The organism is Thermoflavimicrobium dichotomicum (assembly GCF_900114055.1).
GTDB lineage: Bacteria > Bacillota > Bacilli > Thermoactinomycetales > Thermoactinomycetaceae > Thermoflavimicrobium > Thermoflavimicrobium dichotomicum.
The window spans coordinates 26,432-49,709 of sequence record NZ_FORR01000018.1 but is presented as its reverse complement, the minus strand read 5'-3'; the positions used below and the strand labels follow the sequence as shown (position 1 = coordinate 49,709).

Here is a 23,278-nt window from a genome sequence, read left to right as displayed (position 1 = left end):
AGATGGAAAAGCGCGCATTGGCGAAAAAACGTTGGCTCAGATTGATTCCGATTGTTTTCATTACGTATAGCCTGGCTTATCTCGACCGGGCCAACTATGGATTTGGTGCGGCAGCAGGGATGGCTAAAGATTTGAACATCACCGAAAGTGTATCTTCTTTAATTGGGGCCTTATTTTTCCTTGGATATTTCTTCTTCCAAATTCCCGGTGCTCACTATGCAGAGAAAAGAAGCGCCAAGAAACTGATTTTCTGGTCCTTGATCTTATGGGGATTTCTTGCTGCAGCTACTGGCATGCTGACCAGTGTGACGGGATTGTTTGTCGTTCGCTTTTTACTGGGGGTTGTGGAGAGTGCGGTTATGCCGGCAATGCTGGTCTTTCTCAGCCACTGGTTTACAAAGGAAGAACGTTCCCGTGCCAATACCTTTCTGATCTTGGGAAACCCGGTAACGGTACTCTGGATGTCTGTCGTTTCTGGCTATTTGGTAGAAGCGTTTGACTGGCGCTGGATGTTTATTCTTGAAGGATTGCCAGCGGTAATCTGGGCTTTCTTCTGGTGGAAGCTGGTCGATGATAAACCCGAAGATGCCAAGTGGTTAAACGATCAGGAAAAGCAAGACCTTGCGGATGCATTGCAACAGGAACAACAGGGAATGAAACCGGTCAAAAACTATTGGGAAGCGTTTAAAAATGGCAATGTGATTCTTCTTTCCTTCCAATATTTCTTCTGGAGCATCGGTGTTTACGGTTTCGTTTTATGGCTGCCATCGATTCTGAAAAAGGCTTCCAACTTTGGAATCGTCGCAGCTGGATGGCTCTCTTCGGTTCCGTATCTCCTAGCGGTGATCCTGATGCTGGTGGCATCTCACTATTCAGATCGGTTGTTAAAACGGAAAGTCTTCGTCTGGCCGTTCCTGTTGGTAGGTGCCATTGCCTTTTACGGTTCTTATGCACTGGGGGATTCGAATTTCTGGCTATCCTTCCTTTTGTTGGTGATCGCCGGTGGAGCGATGTATGCTCCTTATGGACCGTTCTTCGCCATTGTTCCAGAAATTTTGCCACGTAATGTTGCCGGTGGGGCAATGGCATTGATCAACAGTATGGGAGCATTGGGTTCCTTTGTCGGATCATATGTGGTTGGTTATCTCAATGCCATCACGGGTGGTCCAGGTGTTTCCTATATTTTCATGGCTGTTTCGCTCGTCCTGTCCGTTATTTTAACCATTGCGGTCAGGTCACCGAAAAAAGAAAAAGCGATTCCGATGCAGATGGGGTGAACGTCCAATGAAAATTCAACTGGCACTGGATCGGATGACGATTGAAGAGGCAGTCCAATTGGCGGAGCAAGTCCGTCCCTATGTGGATTGGATTGAGGTAGGGACATCAATGATCAAGGAATTCGGAATGGAAAGTGTAAGGGTCTTGCGCACCCGGTTTCCGGAGAAGTGTATCGTGGCCGATATGAAAACCTTTGATAATGCAGCGTACGAATTTGAGATGTGCTATTCAGCTGGTGCCGATGTTGCAACAGTCATGGGGGCAGCGCCGCTGGTCACTGTGGAAACATGCATGGAAATGGGCACAAAACATGGAAAACAGGTCATGATTGATCTTCTTCATACATCGGAGATACAGAGGAAAATGCTGAGTCAATATAAAGAGGCCATTTTCTGCGTACATGTGAGCAAAGACCAGCAGGAAAAGGGAGATCAACAGCAGTCGGCTGATTCGTTACATTCCATGCTGAAGATGTTTGGTGAGAGAGAACAGAAAATAGCGTTGGCGGGAGGAATCAGTCTGAAATCACTCCCTGCTCTGGTTCCGGCCAACCCGGATATTCTGATTATCGGGTCCGCCATTACGAAAGCAGCTGTTCCGGTGACGGCTGCTTCCTCGATCAGGGAATTCCTTTTCTCATGGAAGGGAGTTAGTCGAGATGAATGAGATTGAAACGATCTTAAAGGAAATGCAGGCAGTCCTTCAACAGGTAATCAGGGCAAGCATGGAACACGCCGTCGATCTGCTGCAGGCTGGCGAGCGTATTTTTGTCGTGGGAGAAGGGCGTTCGGGACTGATGGGCAAATCGTTTGCGATGCGTCTGATGCACTTGGGGTTAACGGTGTACGTTGTGGGTGAGACGATTACACCAGCTTTGGAAAAAGGAGATGTGCTTGTCGCAGTTTCTGGCTCTGGCACCACCAAAAGCGTTTGTATGGTCGCACAGAAAACCCGTGAGCTTGGCTGTCCTGTTTTGGCTGTGACTGCCAATCTGGAATCGGAATTGGCGAAAGTGGCTACCCATGTGTTGCATATTCCAGCGGCAACGAAATATCGCCGTGAAGGTGAACTGGCGAGTGTCCAGCCGCTTGGTTCCTTGTTTGATCAGTGTGTCCATATCTTGTTTGATGCGATTTGCTTAAGCTATGCAACGCGACATACTGTGGATCATCAGGCCGCTTTCTCCAAGCATTCCAATCTGGAATGACTCCGGATCAAGTTGCCGGTTTGATTATGTTGAAAACCGCCTTTCATCTCAGCGTTTTTACATCGAAAGAGGGAAGGCGGTTTCATTATTGCAATGGGATTCAAAGATGGATCCTGGATGATTTCATGAAGTTCCATTCTTTGCTCATTCATTTTCATTAATAATGGCCAAAATCTGATGGTCTTCCCATTTCCCGTTGATCTTGACACTCTTTCTGGCAATGCCCTCTTTTTGAAAACCTGCCTTTTCCAAAACGCGAATCGAACGGATATTATGCGGCATGACACCTGCTTCGATCCGATGCAGCTTGAGTTCGTCAAATGCAAACTTGACTGCAAGGGTAACCGCTTCTGTCATATAGCCTTTTCCATTGTGTTTTTGGTCCAGATAATAACCGATGTAACAACTTAAAAGAAAAGGAGCACGAAGAACCTCTGTTAAAGCGACATTGCCGATAAGCTCGTTGGTCTCTTTCAGAAAAATGCCAAAAGAATACGCTTGGTCTTGTTTTCGCTTTTCGTTTGCCTGCTGAATGATTGACAACTGGGATTCCAGAGTAAAGTAAGAGTCATCCCGAAGGGGTAAGTAGTGCTGAAAGAAATCCCGGTTTCTCACATGCAAGTCAAGCAAGGCGTTTGCATCTGATTCCTGCAAAAAGCGGATATAGACATGGTTTCCAACCAATTTCATGCTTTCACCTTCTTAGAGGATTTCTGTTGGGTTTTAATTAAATTTATATTTATAATAATATAAATCTAATAGCAAAATCTATGTAAAGGAAAAAACAATGGATCAAAAGAATGAGGAGCTAGATGCTCATCCAGTTCGTTTACTGGACATCAGAAATGTAGAAGCGAAAAGTCTGATTGACGAAAAGGTTTTGGCAGAATACATCTCTCCAAGTACGAATCGGTACCAACATATTCTTGGCGTTGTTCAGCAAATGAAACAGCTTGTAAATCGGCTCAATCTGGAGGAAAGATTAAAGCCCTTATTCATTCAGTCAGCGTATTTGCATGACATTGGTTACAGCGAGAAATTAAATGTACATCATTTCCACCCGGTAGATGGAGCGATTTTTGCACATCAGCAAGATTTCCCCAAACCGGTGGTGGCAGCCGTGCTTTTTCATTCAGGAGCCTATCAGAGTGTGAAAAGGACAAGACCAGATCTTGTTCCCCTCTATTCCTATAATGGACAATGGTTAGATGAAACGGATCGGCTTTTCATCGATCTGATCACATATTGTGATTTGCATACTTCGCCTTTGGGAAAGAAGATTTCGGTTAAGGAACGAATAGATGATATTATCCAGCGTTATGGCGAGAAGCATGAAGTAAGCCAATCCATGATCGAGAATCTGGTTCATTTCCAGCAAACCGTTCAACGAGTGGAAAAGTTGATTGCAATGAAAGTGAATGAAAAAAGAGATAACCTGTAAACGCTAATGAAACACTTAGTCCAAGACTGGGTGTTTTGTTTGCTCTTAACACATGATTTTCTTTTTTGAGTATGGTGACCCCGGTTGCTGGTTCGACTGCAAATGCCGCAGAAAAACAGCTTCGGATATACCTCTGAATGCTACATCAGTGATTTCGGCTTTTCCAGCTTCGTTTTCAAAATAGGGCTATACATACAAGATACCTTGGGGGCGGAAATTTCGTGATTATACACTTTCTCTCCCTTTACAACGTAACAGTGTTATGTTATATTATCCGCAAGGAGGTATCAAAGATGGAACAGGAACTGATCTCCAAAAAAGAGCTGCTGGAGCTGACCGGAATTTCGTATGGGCAGTTGTACCGGTGGAAACGCAAAAAACTGATTCCCGAAGATTGGTTTATCCGTAAATCGACGTTTACCGGACAGGAGACGTTTTTCCGCAAACAGCAAATACTGGACCGTATCAATAAAATCAAGGAATTGAAGGATGACTATTCTTTGGATGAACTGGCCGACCTGTTTTTGTCTTCGAACGAATCGTCTGCCGTACCGTCCCCGAATCCGAAGATTGCTTTGCAGAAAGAAGAGTTAATAAAACGTAACATTGTTTCAGAAATGACGCTGAACCTTTATCTACAACAGATGGGAGACAGGACCGTCTTTCCTTATCAACAGATTCTCTGTGTCTATTTGCTCGAAACATTGCTGAAAACCGGAGAATTGAGCCTGGACGAAGGAAAAATGATGTTGCAGACGTTCGAGGAGCATTACAAGAAATTTGAAGGCAAAAAGTGCGATTTGATCGTCACCCGCAAAATGGGCGTCTCCTCGATCATGCTGGTCTCGAGTTCCAGCGAAATCCATTTCGATAACGGAGTCAAAATCGTCGTCCGTCTCGATGTGGCTCGCTGTATTGAAGAGTTGAATTTGAAATTGAAATGAAATGGAGGATGCTTTATGCAAAGCGACATCCGCTATGATTTGACCATTACCGGCAATGGAAGTTCTTCAGGAGGGGTGTTCAAGAACGTAAAAATCATAGGCGATGCGAAAATCGACAGCGATCTCGACTGTCTCGCTTTTAGATGCTCCGGAACGACGGAAATTACCGGCAATATGAAAAGCACATCTTGCCATATCATCGGCGAGGTGTACCTCAAAGGCCATTTGGAAACCGGGGAAGCAAAAATCACCGGAATCATGGATATTGACGGCAACGTGAAAACGAAAGAAATGAAATCCAACGGTGAAATCCGCATTCGTGGCGGTTTGGCCGGCGAAGACGTCAATTTGGAAGGTATGTTTGCGATCAAAGGAAACTGCGAAGCTGAAATCCTCCATATGAAGGGGGTATTTACGATTGACGGGCTGCTAAATGCCGGTTCGGTGGAGCTGAAAACTCACAGCAAGTGCCGGATAAAAGAAATTGGCGGGGAAAAAATTGACGTACGCCGCGGTACCGGATCCGTGTTGAAACGACTGCTTGGTACGTTTTACCTTCCGTCCGATTTTTTCGAAGGTGTTCTTCATGTCGACACAATCGAAGGCGATGACATTTACGTGGAACATACTTCGGCGAAAGTTATTCGCGGAGCGAACGTCGTGATCGGTCCGGGATGCAGGATCGGGCACGTCGAATATGCGAACCGCTTTGAAAAAACGGACGGCTCGAATATAGGCAAACTTACACAGGTGTAACGAATCTGCGGAAAGGAGAACGATGATGGAACAAAAGAGGCGACGCGATTTGACCATTTCCGGTATTATGGGAGGCCAGGGTGGCACGTACCATTCCGTGAACCTTAACGGTGTCGGAAAAGTAAACGGCCATCTGGACTGTATCCATTTTCATTGCCATGGGAGAGTGAAAATTCAGGGAGACGTAAAGGTGGAGCAAATGGCGGAGATTCATGGGGATGCCCGCATTGCCGGCAATTTGGAGTCGGGTAAATTGAAAGTTCATGGCAAAACAAACGTCGGAGGATATGTGTCCGGTGAAGAAATCGAAATTCACGGCTTTCTGAAAGTCAATAGCCATTGCGAAGCGGAGTCTTTTTGCGCAAGGGGCGGTTTTCGAATCAACGGTTTGCTGAATGCCGGAACGATCGACATTCAGCTGTATGCGCCATGCGAGGCCAAAGAAATCGGCGGCGAAACGATCCGGATTCAAAAGCCGGGAGCGGTCAGTCCGTTCAGTAAATTCATACGGTCGATCTTGCCCAGAATCGATGTTTTGACAGTAGAGACGATTGAAGGCGACGACATTCATCTGGAATATACCCGGGCAAAAGTCGTTCGGGGTACGAATGTCACGATCGGCCCTGGCTGCATCATCGACATGGTCGAATACAGGCAGCATTTCGATCAGGACAAAAATGCAAAAGTGTTGGAAAGCAAGCGAGTTTAAAGGAGTATGGATAATAATGAAGGAGAAAAAAAGTAATCTGGGTATCGTGGTCGCGGGTCTCCTGATCGGCATCTTCATCGCGGCGATGGACAATACGATCGTGGCGACCGCCATGGGTTCGATCGTTGCTGATCTCGGCGGCCTTGATATGTTTGTCTGTTTTTGGCATCTTCTCGGGTGCGGCGTTCATTGTCGCTACTGTATACATCCCGATTTTCATTCAAGGGGTTCAGGGAGGTTCGGCCACGAATTCCGGGCTGCTGCTGCTTCCGATGGTGCTTGGAACGACAGTTTCCGCCCAATTGGGAGGCTTTTTGTCCAGTAAAACAAGCTACCGAAACGTCATGATCATCTCCAGTCTCATTTTCGTAGCAGGCATTTTCATGCTGACAACGCTGTCAACGGATACGTCCCGTTTCGTGGTTACGATGTTCATGATCGTGGTCGGTCTTGGAATCGGAGCTTCGTTCTCGGTATTGGGGATGGCTGCCATCCACCACTTCGACAAATCGCGGCGCGGCACGGCCCAATCGACGATCGCGTTCCTCCGTTCGCTTGGCATGGCGATCGGCGTTACGGTATTCGGTATTATTCAGCGGAACCTTTTTACGGAAAAATTGACCGAGACGTTCCACGGCGCTTCCGGAAACGGCACAGGTGCCCAACCGCCGACGAACTCTCTGCTGAACGATCCGCATGCCCTGCTCTCGCCCGAAACGCGAGCTGGCATTCCGCCGCAAATCTTGGATCAAATCAGCGAGGCGTTGTCATCCTCGATCGCGCAAACGTTCGTCTGGACCTTGATACCAGCCGTTCTATCCCTGCTATGCGTATTCCTGATGACAAAAGAGCGGATGCAGGAAATAAAACCAGAACCGAGAAAAGCTGTCGAACTCGACAAAACAAAAGCGCAATGAAATGGCCTAGCAGTGGGCTGAGGCTGTTGACAAACCCGGTTTTCCTTTTCCAGTTGAACGACTTCTTGCTCGTAATTAAGCAACGGGAGTGAAACGGAAAAGGAAAACCGGCATATAACGGAAACTTTGTCAATAAGCTGTGGCCCGGAAGTGGGCCTGTTTTTTTTGTTTAATAAAAAGAAAAATGGCACGGTTAAGGGCTTGCGTCTATCTGTATACCTTGTCCATTTTTTCTCATCAAAAATTTGATATTACAATACCAAAAAATCGTATTGAATAATCAAAAGTTAGAAGTTATAATCGGAATAACAGATAATCTATTCAGACAAATGATTGCATTTCGATTCGTCATGGTGTTGGGAGATTTCGTGATGAACAGCGAGAACTTGAAAGAAGGTTGATCCCATGAATGTACATCGATCACGAAAAGAATGGATAAAAAAACTGGATCAGGCTTTTTCCGGGTATCAGGAGATCCGTTTGACGGAAGCACGGGAGTTGCTTCGGCAGATTTTTCAAATAGAGATTGATGATGAAACCATTCGCTCTTATCTGGCAGAAAAAGGGTGTGTAGTAATAGAAGAAGAGGAATTTCGCAGTGGTGATGAGCCGGATGAATGGGAGGATCTCGATGATCTTATTGAAGCGGAACTCCCTGAAGTGCAATTGGAGAATCAGGAGCCATCTGGAGAGGCATTCAGTTATCGCATGAATCAATATTTATTGGAAGAATATCAGCGCACTCGTAATCCGGAGGTTCTCGAACAACTGGTGGTTCAAAATATGCAACTGGTGAAAAAGTTCGCTGGAAAGTACGTAACAGGAAGCTTCTTTTGTCATGACTTGAGTGCTGATGACCTGGTGGCGGAGGGGGTCGTGGGGTTAATCAAGGCGATTGAAAAATTTGACCCGGATCAATCCTATCAACTGTCTACCTATGCTTATTACTGGATCAGACAGAGTATCACACGAGCCATTATGGATCAGGGTCAGGCAGTTCGTATTCCCGTTCATTTGTATGAGCGCATTTTGAAGATAAAGAGACTGGAACAGCGCCAATTATTAACGGGCTCCTCTATCGATAAAGAAGCGATTTGTTGGGAATGTCAAATTACCGCTGATCAATATGAAGAGGCCAAGCTGGCAGAACATCGTTTTCTTCGCATACATTCTCTGGATGCGCCTATAAGCGACGAAACAGATAGTGATCTCCAATTAATGGATGTGATTGACAACAGTTATCTCACATTACTCAGCGAAAAGAGTGAGGAATTTTTAGATCCAGCCCGTTTTGTAGAAAAGAAATTGGAAAAAGAAGAGATAATGCAACTGCTTGATCAACTACCACCTAGAGACCGTGAAATCATTCTGCAGCGATTTGGCTTCATAGATGGAGAAGCGAAAACACTGGCAGAAATAGGATGTAAATTGAAATTAACACGCGAACGTATTCGTCAGCTTGAACAAAAAGCATTAAAAAAGTTAAAGAGAATGGCTCGCAAGAAAAAGATTTTGGTTTCATAAGACATCGAGATGGGGTGATTCTATGATGATGACAGATCGAATGTTGAACCAATTGCATGAACATATGGAACGATTTCGGTCCCGACAAACCAAAGAGAAACTCCTCATCATCTTCCAGGGCTTTGACGAAACATTTTTGACAACACTCCCATATAAAAAGCTGGTTTCCGCACCACTCAACCAAAGTATCCAGGCATTGGCACAAGCCAAGGCAAACCTGCTCCCTGAAGTATTTCAGGTGATTGGGAACCCGGATCCATCCATCTATTGGGCAACCTATGAAGAATATATCACCTTGGGAAAAGAAACCATATTACCCCTTTATTTCGATCTGTTGTTTTTGCGTAACAACCTTTTTGACAAAATGTATCCATGTTGCTATCAAATTGAAAATGATAAGCTGATGAGACAATATCTTGAAACCAATGAATATCTGAGCGATGAAGAAATGCCAGAAGGAATCCATAACGTTTTGGAATACTATGGGGAGATCCGGACGATCGATGGGAAACTTTTTATTTCTTATACGGAACTGCCACAGAACGTTGTCGACTTTTTTATTATGGAAGGCGAGGACGTACTAATCGATCAACAAAGCGTGTACCAGGAGTGCTTTTTAGAGCTGTCGGAAGATGAAGAACCATTTTTATCTTTCCTGGTCAAACTGACTAGTGGGCAGCTCCACCAAAAAAAGATTGTGATCACCTATTCGGGTGACTTGGAGCTTTTTCCACATGCGTATAAGAAACGCTTGCGGGTGATTCAGTCGTTATATCGCGATCAAGTGCAAATCGTCCTCACAACCAAAAAACTGGATGCCAAGCCTGTGCCCGAAGAGCGCTATCTGGAGATTCTCAAAAAATATTGGGGATATGATTCTTTTCGCAAGCTCAAGATGTATCGTGATGTCAATGAAACGGATAAAAAGAAAGAAACGATTGAAATATCACAAGGCCAAATCATTGATGATTTGGTCCAGCAAGCAGAACGGGCTTATCAGGGGCAGAGTTATCAGGATATTTTTGTTACTTCTCCCACTGGAGCAGGAAAGTCGATCATGTTTCAGATTCCGGCCATCTACCTGGCCCAGCAGTATGGATTAATGACGATTGTCATTTCTCCGCTGATTGGTCTGATGACGGATCAGGTACAGGGGCTCCATAACAAAAACATTGATATATCGGCGACAATCAACTCAAACCTCACGCCAGTGGAAAAGCAGGAGATTATCGAAAAAATCAAGGCAGGTCAAATCTCCATTCTTTACATTTCACCAGAGACACTGCTCAGTCGTTCCGATATTTCCGATCTCATCGGAGAACGGCAGATCGGGCTTTTTGTGATCGATGAAGCGCATATTGTCACTACCTGGGGAAAAGCGTTTCGGTCTGATTACTGGTACTTGGGAGCCTATTTGCAGAAATTGAGAAAAGAACTTCCCTTCCCGGTTGCAACTTTTACGGCTACAGCGATTTATGGCGGACTTGAAGACATGTATGCCGAGACGCGAGACAGTTTGGGTCTGATTCATCCGATCAGTTATTTTGGCTATATCAAACGGGAAAATATCCAGATTCGGATCCAGCAAAAAGAAATGTCTGAGACGAAGTTCAAGGAGTATTTGGATATCAAGTACAAAGTCTTGCTATTTCGTCTGAACCGTTTTCTAGAACGACGTGAAAAAACGTTGGTTTACTTTCCGATGGTTCGATTGATTCATGAGTTTTTGAATTTCGCCCGTTCATATGGATCTAAAGAGCTGGTTTCCCATCTGTGTTACTATTATGGAAGTTTGTCGAAAGAGAAGAAAAATACACATTATCTCCGTTTTAAAAATAATGAGTCGCTGATCATGCTGGCTACCAAAGCATTTGGGATGGGAATCGATATTCCGGATATTCGCAATGTTTACCATTTTGCTCCGACGGGTAATGTGTGTGACTATGTTCAAGAGATAGGGCGGGCGGCCAGACATTTGGACAAGGGGTATGCTTACTTTGATTTTCTGTCGAAAGACTTTGTTCACGTAAAACGGCTCCATGGCATTTCCACTTTGCGCAAACAACAGCTGGTCCAAGTAGTACGCAAAATATTGAATTTGGCCCAGGATTCCAAAGGGCAAATGCAGCGCAATCTGTTAGTAAGCTCTGATGAGTTTCGTTACATCTTTGAAAGTAGTCGAAATCTGGACCAGGTAGAAGATGTGGATAATAAACTGAAAACGGCTTTACTGATCATTGAGAAAGATTTCAAGGCGAAACTCAATTACTCGCCGATTATTGCCCGGCCACGCAGTTTGTTTACGAAAGAGTACTTTCAGGTGGAACCGGATGTAGAAACGGAATTAATGCAGAAGTATGGGCGCTATTTCAGTCGGGTTTCGGATTATAAAGGGAAATCGATCATCGTTTGTAACCTGAAAGAACTGTGGCAGGATTATCACCCAACAATGTCTTTTGCCCAATTCAAGTATTTTTTCCATACGAAAGATCCTTGCCTGGAATTTGATTTTCTCCATGAAATCCATCCGATCCTGTTTATCGATTTCTCGCTGTCCACTCGTGAGTCAACCTTTCTGAAAGAGTTTGGGACAATCCTGCGGGCCTTCAATATTGTTTTGGGGAAATTTGCGCAAAGTGGGAAGTATTTTACCATTGAACAGTTTACACAGCGGTTGGCTCATTCACTTGGAAAACAGATGCACAAGGATAAATATTACTGTGAAAATATCGCCACCGTGTTTTTGACCAGTGCAGAGGCATTTGAACGATTGAACAAAAAGTATGCGAACTTTTATCGATCTTTTCTGCGTATGGATGAAGACCGGAAAAGATTCACGGTAAACAGCAATTTCAGCTCCTTTACCGAATGGCTGGAAATTGAAACACAAAAGATTTTGCGCCAGAAAGGGTGGTCGACACGACAGCTGGATCATTATGAAATCTATCTCTCCAAAAAGGACAGACAGAAGACAGAAAAGTCATTTCTGCTGTTTGGATTGCTCGAGGCCATGGGATTGTTGGTTTATTCGGTGATTGGAGGGGATAATCCGGAAATCTATATTCGGATTAACTCGTTTTACCAGTTGAAGAGAGTCGTGGATAATCCGGATGGCTATCACAATATCGTGCTGTCCAATGTGTATGAACGACACCGGACATCGGTCGATCTGCTTACGCATCTATTTCAAAAAGAAGTATCGACAGAGGTATTTTGGGAACTGATCGAAGACTATTTTTTGGGAGCTTCGTTAGAGAACATATTGAAAAAATTAGATGCGATCGCTTAGACCGATGGGAGAGTGACTCGATGATGGGTAACAGAAAAGAATTTTGTAAATGGATTGTATTATATTTGGTATTTCAATACTAAAAAATAATATTGTAAAATCAATTCATAAAACCGTATAATAAATAGGAGAGGAGTGGATGGATTAGGAGGATCGGAACGTGGAACCATTAACTCGCTTTAAGCAGTTGTTAATCGAACGAGAGGTGACAGAGTTACGTCAGATCGCCACCGAGTTGTTACGTGTTCATCTCACCAAAGAGGCTTGTCTCACCGAGGGGGATGAAGGTTTATACCACGATGAACACACCCTGTATGAGCGGATGAAAGAAGAGACAGAACAGCGTCTCGGCTATTTTTATGGCGATCCTGATTGGTTCAAGGAGTTATATGTCATTGGAGAGCAGATCGATTTCTTGCAAGGATTCCTTGCCTTATTTGAACAAGATCGAACGGGCGTGATTGTGAGCCCAAGTTATCTGACAGACTATTTTACAGAGCGGATCATTCCCGCTCAAGTGGAGAAAGTGCTCATCCCGGAAGCGCATAAATTTTTACCTGGGCTTTCTCATTTGATTCAAGTATGTCCAGACAAACAGTTTGTACTGACAGCACAGGAAAAATGGTTGGTTGAAGTCTTGCGATTTCTGTATCGGGATGAATTCCATGTGACGATCCATCACCTGTCCATCTACAGTTCACTCGACTTTGAACAGGATTTCGACTATATTCTGGCCATTCCCGCGTTTGGGGTAAAGATGGAGCTGGATACGGACTACTATTTCACGAGAGAATCCGAAGGGATTGCTGTGCAAAATCTCCTTGACTTTTTAAGTGAACAGGGGGAGTTCACCACCATCATCCCTTCGCGTTTCACCTTTTCGGGCGGGGGATTTGCCAAGCTGCGCAAGTGGATCTTGCGCCATGCCTTTGTCAAATCGATCCATTCCTTGCCTGATGGGACTTTGCGCAACTATAAGGGCAAGAGCTACCTGCTTACGCTGACGCGTGAGCCAAATCCAGTGATCGAACTCGGAAGTTTGCACCTGAATGATGAGAATCAGCTGGCTCTTTATCACCTGAAGGCGATGGATCCTCAGTCATTCCGGGAGCGCGAAGACTGGCGGCTGGATGCGCTTCTTTCTCACGCAGATGTCGAGCAGTTCGAATCGCTTCAGCCTAAGAAATACAAAGTGGTGAAGCTAGGTGAGATTGCCGAGCTCTTTCGGGGGAAATCCATTACCAAAAACAAGCTCCAACCCGGGGATGTCCACGTCCTCAATATTTCCAATATCGAGGATGGGGAGATCCTTTGGGATGCGATGGACACCATCAACGAAGAGATTCGTAAAGTGAGGCGCTATGAGCTGGAAGTCGGCGATGTTGTCATTACCTGTCGGGGTACACAAATCAAGGTAGCGATCGTTCGGGAACTGCCGTTTTATACCATCGCCTCGGCCAATCTCATCGTCATCCGGTGTAACAGTAAGGAAGTGGAAAGTGAATATCTCAAAATCTTCCTCGAAAGTCCTGTTGGCGAAAAGCTTGTCCAGACGTTCCAACGGGGCACGACGGTCATGAATATCCACCCCGCTGATCTCGGCGAGCTCAAGATCCCAATGCCTACTTTAGCGGATCAGCGCACATTAGTCCAGAAGTATCAGCGGGAGCGGCAATTGTTCCTCGAGGCCAGACGTCGCTGGGAACAAATGCGTCAAACCATCTACGATCAATTAATCAAATAGGAAGGTGACAGCAAGTGGCAGTTTCTAACAACGGTAGTACAGAATTGGGTTTTGAGTCAAGACTTTGGCTAATGGCAGATAGACTGCGCAACAATATGGATGCCGCTGAGTATAAACATGTCGTGTTAGGACTTTTATTCCTGAAATATATCTCAGATTCCTTTGAGGCGAAGTATGAGGAGTTGAAGCAGGACGAGTGGGCAGATCCAGAGGACCGGGACGAATACATAGCGGAAAATATCTTCTGGGTACCGAAAGAAGCGCGCTGGTCCTATATCAAAGAAAACGCAAAAAAGCCAGAGATCGGGCAGATCATTGATAATGCCATGCTGGCTATTGAAAAAGAAAATGATTCCCTTAAGGGTGTTCTGCCAAAGAACTACGCTCGTCCCGAACTGGACAAGCAAAGGTTGGGGGAAGTCATCGATCTCTTCTCCTTTAAAGTGGGTGATCAGGAAGCGCAAGCACAGGATGTGTTGGGGCGTGTCTATGAATACTTCCTCAATAAATTTGCGAGTGCGGAAGGAAAGAACGGTGGAGAGTTCTATACGCCTCGGACCGTCGTCAGGCTCCTGGTCGAACTCATCCAACCCTTCAAAGGACGCATCTATGACCCCTGCTGTGGTTCAGGCGGCATGTTTGTCCAAAGCCAGGCCTTTATTAAGGCGCACCAAGGCAGGATCGGTGATGTGGCTGTTTATGGACAAGAATTCAACCCCACGACCTGGCGTTTGTGTAAAATGAACCTGGCAATTCGGGGCATTGACAATAACCTTGGTCCACACCATGCGGATACCTTTATCAATGATTTGCATAAAAACTTGCGTGCCGACTACATACTCGCCAACCCACCTTTTAACGTCAGTCATTGGTGGCATAATAGCCTGGCTGATGATCCACGCTGGCAGTATGGTGTACCACCCAAAGGCAATGCCAACTATGCATGGATTCAACATATGGTTTCGAAATTGGCCCCAAGTGGAACAGCCGCATTTGTTCTTGCCAATGGTTCGATGTCGACCAACCAAAAGGATGAAGCAGCGATTCGGAAAGGACTCATTGAGGATGATTTGGTAGAAGCCATTATTGCTTTACCTGGTAAGCTCTTCTACTCGACGCAAATCCCTGTTTGTGTATGGGTATTGACCAAGAATAAAGCAGCCAATGGACAACGCAATCGCAAAGGGGAAATTCTCTTTATTGACGCAAGGAAGTTGGGCCAGATGGTGGATCGCGTGCACCGGGAGTTGACCGATGAGGATATCCGGAAAATCGCAGGCACCTTCCATGCATGGCGCGGGCTCAAAGATGCTGGAAACTATGAAGATATCCAAGGCTTCTGTAAGTCAGCGACCTTGGACGAAGTGCGTGAGCATGAGTATATCCTGACACCCGGACGCTATGTGGGCATTGCGGAAGATGATGACGATGATGAGCCGTTTGAAGAGAAAATGGAAAGACTCACCGCATCTTTGGCTGAGAAATTTGCCAAGTCGAGAGAATTGGAAGAAAAGATTCGGGAGAGTCTGAGGGGGATTGGGTATGAGTTTTGAGGAGTGGGAGAAAACAACTGCTGATGACTTTTGTTTTAAAGTGACTGATGGGACACATGATTCCCCAAAGAAAGTTGAAGGTGGGAAGTACTTAGTAACATCTAGACATTTGAAAGGTTATGAATTGGACTTTCAAAATGCTTATCTTATTAGTAATGAAGATTTTGCAAAGATAAATGAAAGAAGTAAGGTAGAACAATGGGATATTTTATTTAGTATGATCGGAACGGTAGGAGAAGTTTATCTTGAGCGCAACCCAGAAATAAATTATGCAATTAAAAATGTTGGTTTATTTAAGTTTAATGGTGATGAATTGAAAGCTAAGTGGTTTTATTACTTCTTGAAATCGAATCTTGCTCAAGAATATATCTATTCAAATCTAAGAGGGTCAACCCAACAATATTTAACTTTAGGAGCATTACGTAAATTTCCTGTTCTTTATCCAAAAAAACAACAAGAAATGAAGAAGATTATTAATATATTAGATTCAATTGATGGAAAGATTTATTTAAACAACCAAATCAACAAAGACCTCGAAGAAATGGCACAAGCGATCTTTAAATCCTGGTTTGTCGACTTCGAACCTTTTCAAGATGGCGAGTTTGTCGAAAGCGAGCTAGGCATGATTCCGAAGGGGTGGGAAGTAATTCAATTTAAAGATATTGCTACAATAAGTACTAAGAGTGTAAAGCCACAAGAATTTCCTGAAGAGCTTTTTGAGCATTATAGTATTCCTTCATTTGATTCTAAAAGATTTCCATCAATGGAAAAAGGATGTGAAATTAAAAGTAATAAGTATGTGGTAACATCCGATACAATATTGGTTTCAAAACTGAATCCATCTACTAAACGGGTCTGGAAACCGTTATGTTTAACTAATAATGCAGTGAGCTCGACAGAGTTTATTAACTATTTGGCAAAAGATAAAGAATTTACTTACTTTGTTTTTTCGCTTGTCAATAGTGACGCATTTAACGAATTTTTACAGCAACATGCTACTGGATCTACAAATAGTAGACAACGTGTATCGCCAAAACAAACATTGGAATTTAAACTTCCATTCCCAAGAAATTTAGATATTGTTCGTGAATTTATTAAAATTGTTCAACCTATCTACGAAAAAATCTCTTTAAATCTTATAGAATCAAATAATCTAAAAACCCTCCGTGACACCCTCCTACCCAAGCTGATGTCTGGAGAGATTCGTGTGCCATTATCCGAAGAAGGGAGCAGCGAAGACGATGAATTACTACGAGTCTGATGTGGAACAGTCAGCGATGGAGCTGTTTGAAGAGCTGTATTATGAAACGGGTTATGGCCCTGACTTTGCCCCGGATGGAGAAGCGCGTGAACGGGACGATTATCATGAAGTGGTGTTGAAAAATCGGTTGCGGGAAGCTCTTTCCCGCATCAATCCCCAGTACCCCGCCGAAGTGATCGAGGAAGCGGTGCGGAAGGTTTGCACATTGGAAAGCCCGAGCCTGCTGGTCAACAATAAGGCATTTCACCAACTGTTAACCGATGGCGTCGATGTCTCGGTACGTCAGGCAGACGGTAGCTATCTGACCAAAAAGGTCTGGCTCGTTGATCCAGTGAATGTGGAGCAAAATGACTGGCTGGTGGTCAACCAGTTTCAGGTAAAAGACCGTGGCGCTCATCCCAAGCGATTGGATCTCGTGGTGTTTGTCAACGGGATTCCCTTTTCCGTCTTTGAATTAAAAAATACAGCGGATGAGCGAGTGGGAATTGCGGATGCCTTTGAAGATGTCAAGGCATATCAACAGAGTTTGCCGACCCTCTTTGCTTACAATGCTTTTTCAGTGATCAGCGATGGTACGGAGGCACGTTATGGAACGTTAACCGCTGACTTTGACCGCTATATGGTCTGGCGAACCATTGATGGCAAAGAGCTGGCTCCTTCGTCGCTTTCTCAGTTGGAGGTATTGATCAGAGGGATGTTTGCAAAAGACAGATTTCTGGATATCCTTCGGCATTTCATTCTATTCCAGGTAGACGGAGAAGAGATCATCAAGATTGTGGCCGCTTACCATCAGGTGTTTGCCACACTCAAAGCGGTGGAAAGTACCCACCGGGCGACGGAGGAATCCGGAGACCGGAAGATCGGGGTCGTCTGGCATACACAAGGGTCTGGCAAAAGCTTGTCCATGGTCTTTTATACCGGGAAATTGGTCCAGGAACTCAATAACCCGACCGTGGTGGTAGTCACGGACCGCAATGACCTCGATGATCAGCTCTTTGGCACTTTTAGCAAATCGCAGCAATTGTTACGGCAAACTCCCAAACAGGCGACTTCGCGTCAAGAGCTGCGCCAACTCCTGTCTGTCGAGTCGGGAGGCATCATCTTTACCACGATCCAGAAGTTTACACCGGGTGAAGATGAAGACCAATACCCCGTATTGACGGATCGGCGCAATGTGGTCGTGATCGTCGATGAAGCGCATCGCAGTCAATATGGTTTCCAGGCCGAAGTCAAAAAAAAGCAGGACGAGGCCAAGGTGAAATTCGGGTTTGCCAAACATATGCGCGATGCCTTGCCGCAAGCTTCCTATATCGGTTTTACCGGCACCCCGGTTGAGCTGGCAGATCGGAATACGCCGGCTGTGTTTGGCGATTACATCGATATCTATGATATGACCCGGGCCGTTGAAGATGGGGCGACGGTCAAAATTTATTACGAAAGCCGTCTCGCACAGGTGGAGCTTCCGGAAGAAGAAAAGAAAAAGCTGGATGAAGAGTACCAAAAGCTGATGCAAGAGCAGGAAGTGGATGAGTCCGTCAAAGGAAAATGGTCCAGATTGGAAGTTCTGGTTGGAGCGGAAAAGCGGCTCAAACTGATTGCCAAGGATATCGTCGGACACTTCGAACAGCGTCAACAGCAAATCAGGGGCAAAGCGATGATCGTGACGATGTCGCGCCGCATTGCCGCTGAGCTGTATAAGCATATTATCGCTCTAAGGAAAAAGTGGCACCATGACGATATCGATAAAGGTACGATCAAAGTGGTGATGACATCCGGGGCGGATGATCCCGAGGCGTTAAAGAAACATCACACGACCAAAGCCCAGCGGGATCTGCTGGCGAAGCGGATGAAAAATCCGGACGATGAGCTGAAGATCGTGATCGTCTGTGATATGTGGCTGACCGGTTTTGATGTGCCGTGCATGCATACCATTTATATCGACAAGCCGATGAAAGGGCACAATCTGATGCAGGCCATCGCACGGGTCAACCGTGTCTTCCAGGATAAGCCGGGGGGGTTGGTTGTCGATTACATTGGGATCGGCCAGGCACTGAAAGAAGCCCTCAAAGTGTATACCCCCAGCGACCGGGAAATGACCGGGATTGACACGGAGAAAGCGATGGATCTGGTCAAAGAGAAATACGATATTATCCGGCATATGCTTTATCCGCATGATTATTCCCGTTTCCTGACAGGAACGGCGAAAGAAAAGGCGCGGCAGATTGCTGCCACTACGGACTATGTGATCAGTCTCGGTGAAGAGGCGAAAAAGGAATTTGTCAAGCATGTGACGATCATGGCACAAGCCTTTGCCTTGTGTGTCACTCACCCCGATGCCAAAGCCCTTAGTGTGGAGATCGGATTTTTTAAAGCGGTAAAAGCCGCTATCGTGAAGTTAACGGCACCTTCGCGTAAACCGAAAAAATCTCCGGATGTGGTTGAGGCGCAGATTAACCAATTGATCAACAAATCCGTGATTACCAATGAGGTCGTGGATATCTATTCCGCCGTCGGGCTGGATAAGCCCAATATCGCCGAACTGTCCGAAGAATTTTTGGAAGATGTGCGCAAGCTTGAACATAAAAACCTGGCGGTCGAGCTGTTAAACCGCCTCTTGAAGGATAAAGTCCGCCTGATTTCACGGCGAAATGTCGTGCAATCGAAGAAATTGTCCGAGATGTTGGAAGAGGCGATCCGGAAATACCATAACCGATTGATTGAATCATCGGCTGTGATCCAGGAATTGATCGATTTGGCGAAAGAGATGAATCAGGCTCAGCGACGCGGAAATGATTTGGGGCTTTCGGACGATGAAGTTGCTTTTTATGATGCCCTTTCGCAATATGAGTCAGCAAAGGATGCGTTAGGCGTCGATGTTTTGAAGCAAATGGCTCGTGAGCTGGCAAGAAAGATCCGGCAAAGCCGGACAGTCGACTGGCGTGTTCGCCAAAGTGCCCGGGCGAATTTAAAACGGATGGTCAAGCGTCTGCTGCGAAAGTATCAATTTCCGCCTGAACAAAATGAACAGGCGGTGGATGTCGTCATTCAGCAATGTGAAGTGCTTGAAGAGTATGGCGGATTTGAAGAAGAGAAAGAGAGCGACCTTTCCAATAATCAGCTGCCAAATGTAGAAAAGCCTGTCGATGAAACGGAATATTCACTATCCAAAGAAGAAGAAAAACCGCTCATTGCCGAAGAACGTCCAGAGATCGAAGTACGTGTCACAAGCACCTCTGTCCAGCTTTCGGAAGAATGGCTGTCCCAGATTCATGAGCAATACCAGGAGGCAGCGAAGCAACTGGTCTTGGGCGGAGTCCCGGAGCCAAAGATTGGCTATGAATTTGTAAATAGTGCCGGCACTGTGGAAGCGGAAGCGGAGTTTGCCTGGCCGGATCAGAAAGTATGCTTCCTCACTCCTCTGCAAGCGGATTTCCGTGACAAAATCCGTGCGCGTGGTTGGAAAGTTTGGCTCTTGCCAGAAGTCGATATCGAGCAAGTGGATTATGTCAGCCAGTGGCATCGCCTGGTGAATGGGCAGTAAGGTGATCGAAACGCAAAAACTCCACCGATGTTCGCTTGGGCATCGGTGGGAGAAAAAGGAGGTTCAAAATGAGTATTGTTGCGCTTCAAGACACTTTTTTGGATTCTTTTGCCAAATTGCCCAAGAGCGAACAAAAGCGGATGCGTAAAATGATCGACCAACTGCGTTATGATCAGTGGATAAATGGATTAAACCTGGAGCGTTTGCGTAAAACCATCGATCCGCATGTTTATTCGGCCCGTTTAAGCCAGGGATATCGGGTCATCCTGGTTCGTCCCGACAATGAAGATGTCTTTTTGCTTGTCTGGGTAGACCACCATGATGAGGCCTATCGTTGGGCTGAGAGAAAACGGTTTATTGTCAATCAGACGACAGGAACTCTGCAAATGTGGACAAGCACGATCGTGGAAGTGGAAGATCCGACCCCTGTACAAACGGCAGTTGAACAGCAGCCACCGCTTTTTGCCGCTTTTACGGATGAGCAATTGGAGCAGTTAGGTGTTCCCAGTGAGTTCCTGCCGCTGGTGCGCCGGATCAGAACGTTGGATGATTTTAAGCTCCATAAACCGATTTTCCCCAACGAAACCTATGAGTATCTGGATTTATTGGTCAGTGGGGAATCATTTGAAGAAGTTCTGGCCTTTGCACAAGAGATTGCCGTAGATACCAAACCGAAAGGAAAAACCATTACTTTTGCGGAAGCCGTGACCAGTCTGAATTCCAGCCGTACCATTACGGTGGTGACTTCAGACAAGGTGTTGGATGAGATATTAAAGGAGCCACTGGATCGTTGGCGTGTATTCCTCCATCCACGGCAAAGAGAAACGGTAGAGAGAAGTTATCGAGGCCCTGTTCGCGTATTGGGGGGAGCTGGCACAGGAAAAACGGTTGTGGCATCGGGCACGCTACCTGGTTCGGGATCTGTACCCGGATTCGAACGAAAAGGTCCTGTTTACCACCTTTACGGTCACTCTGGCAAATAATATTCGTGAAGTCCTGGCGACCATGTGTACGCCTGAAGAAATGGAACGAATTGATGTGATCTCTATTGATGCTTTGGCCAAACAAATCGTGGAGAAAGCCAAAAAAATCACGATTCGCCGTGTAGATAGCAATAGTAAAACGATGAATGACATGTGGGAAGAAGCCCTTCAACGCTTCGGATGGACCAAAGAAGATGGGGTATTCTTGCGCAATGAGTATGAACGGGTGATTCAACTCAATGGTATCGAAACTTGGCAGGAGTATCTAAGCACACCGCGGATTGGCCGAAAAAGATCGATTTCGCGTGCGGAACGGAAACGGATTTGGGATACCGTTACTTATATCAGAGAGCAGAAGAAGGCCAAAAATCTGTATGAGTATACGGATGTGTTAAGAGAAGCACGGAAATGGTTAGAAGCCAATCCGGATCAGAATACATTTGTCTATCGGGCAGCAATTATTGACGAAGCACAGGATATGCACCAGGAAGGATTCAAGTTGCTGCGGGCTTTAGTGCCAAAGACCGAAAATGACCTGTTTATTGTCGGCGATGCGCACCAGCGTATTTATTCACGCAAAGTGATACTCAGTCACTGTGGTATTAATGTAAGAGGACAGCGTTCGAAGCGTTTGCGAATCAATTATCGCACAACAGAAGAAATCCGTAGGAAAGCAGTTGAAATCATTGCTGGTGTCGAGTTTGATAATCTGGATGGTGGCAAAGATCAAGGAAAAGATATTTCGCTCTTGTCTGGAACAGTCCCTGAGATCCAAAATTTTGCCACATCGAAGCAAGAAAAAGAGTTTGTCGTTGAAAAAGTAAAAGAATTAATCGCTGAAGGCATTCAGCCCAATGAAATCGCCATATTAGCCCGATTTAATCACATTGCGGAGGCCTATATCAAAGAATTGGGGAAACATCGCATCCAGGCGCAAAAGCTTTCGCCAAATATGACCAAAGCGCAAGCGGAGGTTCAGTGTGGCACGATGCACAATAGCAAAGGGCTGGAGTTCCGTGTCGTGTTTCTCGTGGAGATGAATGAAGAACATGTTCCTCCGGAGTGGGTCATCGATAAGATGGAGGACGAGGAGGAAAAAAATGAGTTTATCAAGCAGGAACGCTCGTTGATTTATGTTGCAACTACCCGTGCCCGTGAGAAAGTGTTTATTACTTCCTACGGTGCACCTTCCAGGCTAATCGTCTAGGCAAATGGAATATGTGAAAGGGGGGATGCCTGGAAAGCAAGCGAACATAGAGAAGACTGTGGATGGAAGTGCCAGTTCCATTCACATCGCCTTGATTCTGCTCATCTTGCGCCAACAAGGTGAGCAGATCGTAAGTACGCCATCGCCAAATGGATGTACTTACACTCCAGTTTTTTTGCGCAAAGAGTTTCGTTATACATCCCCCATATACACTCTCCACTTATTCTATCGAACTCTTTGCGCTCTGTTCAAGTTAGTCATTTGATCAATACAACGGGAGGAAATCACAGATGAAAAAATGGCTGGCGGGAATCGGAGCGTTTATTGTACTGCTTGCAATCATTGGATCGATGAATGATGATCAAAAAACAGGTGTGGCCGAAGAAAAAACAACAGAGGCTACACCAGAAAGTACTAAACAGGAAACCAATACATCCGATATCAATACATCTGAATCCTCTTCTCAACCAGCAGATCCAGATTCAGAAGAGAAAAAAGAAGTGACAATGAAGAAATTCAAAAAGATCAAAAATGGTATGAGCTATGAAGAGGTTGTGAGAATTATCGGCTTTGAAGGAACGGAAATGAGCTCAAGCGAGGTGGCCGGGATTAAAACGGTGATGTACTCCTGGCAAAATGAAGATGGTTCCAATATGAATGCCATGTTTCAAAATAACAAATTGACTTCAAAAGCGCAGTTTGGTTTGAAGTAAAAGAAAATATATATAGCCCTATCCATTAGGGAAGGGATAGGGCTTTAAGTTAAAATGGTAAGAGATCCCCCAATATTTTTCCTTGTAAAACTGAAATTTGCAGGTAGCCATTTTCTTTACAGTTGTGATAGAATAGAATATGTCTGATTTGTCATTTTAATGGAATTGTTTGATCTGATCAATAAATGAAAAACGATAAAACTGGAAGTTC

18 protein-coding genes and 1 pseudogene are annotated in these 23,278 nt (G+C 45.2%); 18 read left to right on the top strand and 1 reads right to left on the bottom strand.

What is annotated here, in order from left to right:
• Positions 1-2 precede the first annotated feature (2 nt).
• From BMZ78_RS14755 to hxlB, 3 genes are read left to right on the top strand one after another with little or no spacing between them, the layout of a single operon-like run.
• Positions 3-1,277 carry an MFS transporter gene (locus tag BMZ78_RS14755; protein WP_093231196.1) on the top strand — a complete coding sequence of 425 codons (1,275 nt, stop codon included), beginning with the start codon at positions 3-5 and terminating at the stop codon, positions 1,275-1,277.
• 7 nt (positions 1,278-1,284) lie between these two features.
• Positions 1,285-1,944: a 3-hexulose-6-phosphate synthase gene (gene hxlA, locus BMZ78_RS14750; RefSeq protein WP_093231195.1), complete on the top strand. Its 660-nt coding sequence runs from the start codon at positions 1,285-1,287 to the stop codon at positions 1,942-1,944.
• Entirely contained in the window at positions 1,937-2,485 is a 549-nt protein-coding gene (gene hxlB / locus BMZ78_RS14745) for a 6-phospho-3-hexuloisomerase (RefSeq protein WP_093231194.1), read from the top strand. Before hxlA ends, hxlB begins: the two co-directional genes overlap by 8 nt.
• A gap of 144 nt (positions 2,486-2,629) precedes the next feature.
• Here the strand turns inward: hxlB and BMZ78_RS14740 are convergent, their stop codons facing one another.
• Positions 2,630-3,175 (bottom strand): GNAT family N-acetyltransferase, encoded by a 546-nt coding sequence (locus tag BMZ78_RS14740; RefSeq protein ID WP_093231193.1) that lies wholly within the window; start codon positions 3,173-3,175, stop codon positions 2,630-2,632.
• 97 nt (positions 3,176-3,272) lie between these two features.
• On the opposite strand from BMZ78_RS14740, the gene BMZ78_RS14735 reads away from it, so the two are divergent.
• The 15 genes and pseudogenes from BMZ78_RS14735 to BMZ78_RS19190 all read left to right on the top strand — a co-directional run bounded on the left by BMZ78_RS14735 (position 3,273) and on the right by BMZ78_RS19190 (position 23,067).
• Positions 3,273-3,926, top strand: a complete 654-nt coding sequence (locus tag BMZ78_RS14735) for an HD domain-containing protein (protein ID WP_093231192.1) — start codon at positions 3,273-3,275, stop codon at positions 3,924-3,926.
• Positions 3,927-4,219: 293 nt separating this feature from the next.
• Complete coding sequence (locus BMZ78_RS14730; RefSeq protein WP_093231191.1) at positions 4,220-4,870, top strand: YhbD family protein; 651 nt, start codon at positions 4,220-4,222, stop codon at positions 4,868-4,870.
• Positions 4,871-4,885: 15 nt separating this feature from the next.
• Positions 4,886-5,626 carry a hypothetical protein gene (locus BMZ78_RS14725; RefSeq protein ID WP_093231190.1) on the top strand — a complete coding sequence of 247 codons (741 nt, stop codon included), beginning with the start codon at positions 4,886-4,888 and terminating at the stop codon, positions 5,624-5,626.
• 25 nt (positions 5,627-5,651) lie between these two features.
• Positions 5,652-6,335: a polymer-forming cytoskeletal protein gene (locus BMZ78_RS14720; RefSeq protein ID WP_175482504.1), complete on the top strand. Its 684-nt coding sequence runs from the start codon at positions 5,652-5,654 to the stop codon at positions 6,333-6,335.
• 125 nt (positions 6,336-6,460) lie between these two features.
• The gene (locus tag BMZ78_RS14715) at positions 6,461-7,252 is read left to right on the top strand and encodes an MFS transporter (protein ID WP_425263940.1); all 792 of its coding nucleotides are present in this window, start codon (positions 6,461-6,463) and stop codon (positions 7,250-7,252) included.
• A gap of 405 nt (positions 7,253-7,657) precedes the next feature.
• Positions 7,658-8,776: a sigma-70 family RNA polymerase sigma factor gene (locus BMZ78_RS14710; protein WP_093231187.1), complete on the top strand. Its 1,119-nt coding sequence runs from the start codon at positions 7,658-7,660 to the stop codon at positions 8,774-8,776.
• Positions 8,777-8,801: 25 nt separating this feature from the next.
• Positions 8,802-12,065, top strand: a complete 3,264-nt coding sequence (locus BMZ78_RS14705; RefSeq protein ID WP_217645016.1) for a DEAD/DEAH box helicase — start codon at positions 8,802-8,804, stop codon at positions 12,063-12,065.
• A gap of 160 nt (positions 12,066-12,225) precedes the next feature.
• A complete protein-coding gene (locus tag BMZ78_RS19195; RefSeq protein WP_093231185.1) occupies positions 12,226-13,809 on the top strand; it encodes a restriction endonuclease subunit S in 1,584 nt (527 codons plus the stop codon).
• A 14-nt stretch (positions 13,810-13,823) separates the two neighbouring features.
• Positions 13,824-15,362 (top strand): class I SAM-dependent DNA methyltransferase, encoded by a 1,539-nt coding sequence (locus BMZ78_RS14695; RefSeq protein ID WP_281244583.1) that lies wholly within the window; start codon positions 13,824-13,826, stop codon positions 15,360-15,362.
• The gene (locus BMZ78_RS14690) at positions 15,352-16,623 is read left to right on the top strand and encodes a restriction endonuclease subunit S (protein ID WP_093231184.1); all 1,272 of its coding nucleotides are present in this window, start codon (positions 15,352-15,354) and stop codon (positions 16,621-16,623) included. Before BMZ78_RS14695 ends, BMZ78_RS14690 begins: the two co-directional genes overlap by 11 nt.
• A pseudogene (locus BMZ78_RS14685) lies at positions 16,604-19,687 on the top strand (type I restriction endonuclease subunit R); the annotation flags it as partial. The gene BMZ78_RS14690 and the pseudogene BMZ78_RS14685, both read left to right, overlap by 20 nt.
• Before the next feature lie 545 nt (positions 19,688-20,232).
• Positions 20,233-21,147 (top strand): type II toxin-antitoxin system RelE family toxin, encoded by a 915-nt coding sequence (locus BMZ78_RS14680; protein WP_093231182.1) that lies wholly within the window; start codon positions 20,233-20,235, stop codon positions 21,145-21,147.
• Complete coding sequence (locus BMZ78_RS14675) at positions 21,053-22,354, top strand: 3'-5' exonuclease (protein ID WP_093231181.1); 1,302 nt, start codon at positions 21,053-21,055, stop codon at positions 22,352-22,354. Before BMZ78_RS14680 ends, BMZ78_RS14675 begins: the two co-directional genes overlap by 95 nt.
• Positions 22,355-22,379: 25 nt before the next feature.
• Positions 22,380-22,619 carry a hypothetical protein gene (locus BMZ78_RS14670; protein WP_093231180.1) on the top strand — a complete coding sequence of 80 codons (240 nt, stop codon included), beginning with the start codon at positions 22,380-22,382 and terminating at the stop codon, positions 22,617-22,619.
• Positions 22,620-22,644: 25 nt separating this feature from the next.
• Positions 22,645-23,067 carry a DUF3862 domain-containing protein gene (locus tag BMZ78_RS19190; protein WP_245739872.1) on the top strand — a complete coding sequence of 141 codons (423 nt, stop codon included), beginning with the start codon at positions 22,645-22,647 and terminating at the stop codon, positions 23,065-23,067.
• Positions 23,068-23,278: the final 211 nt, after the last annotated feature.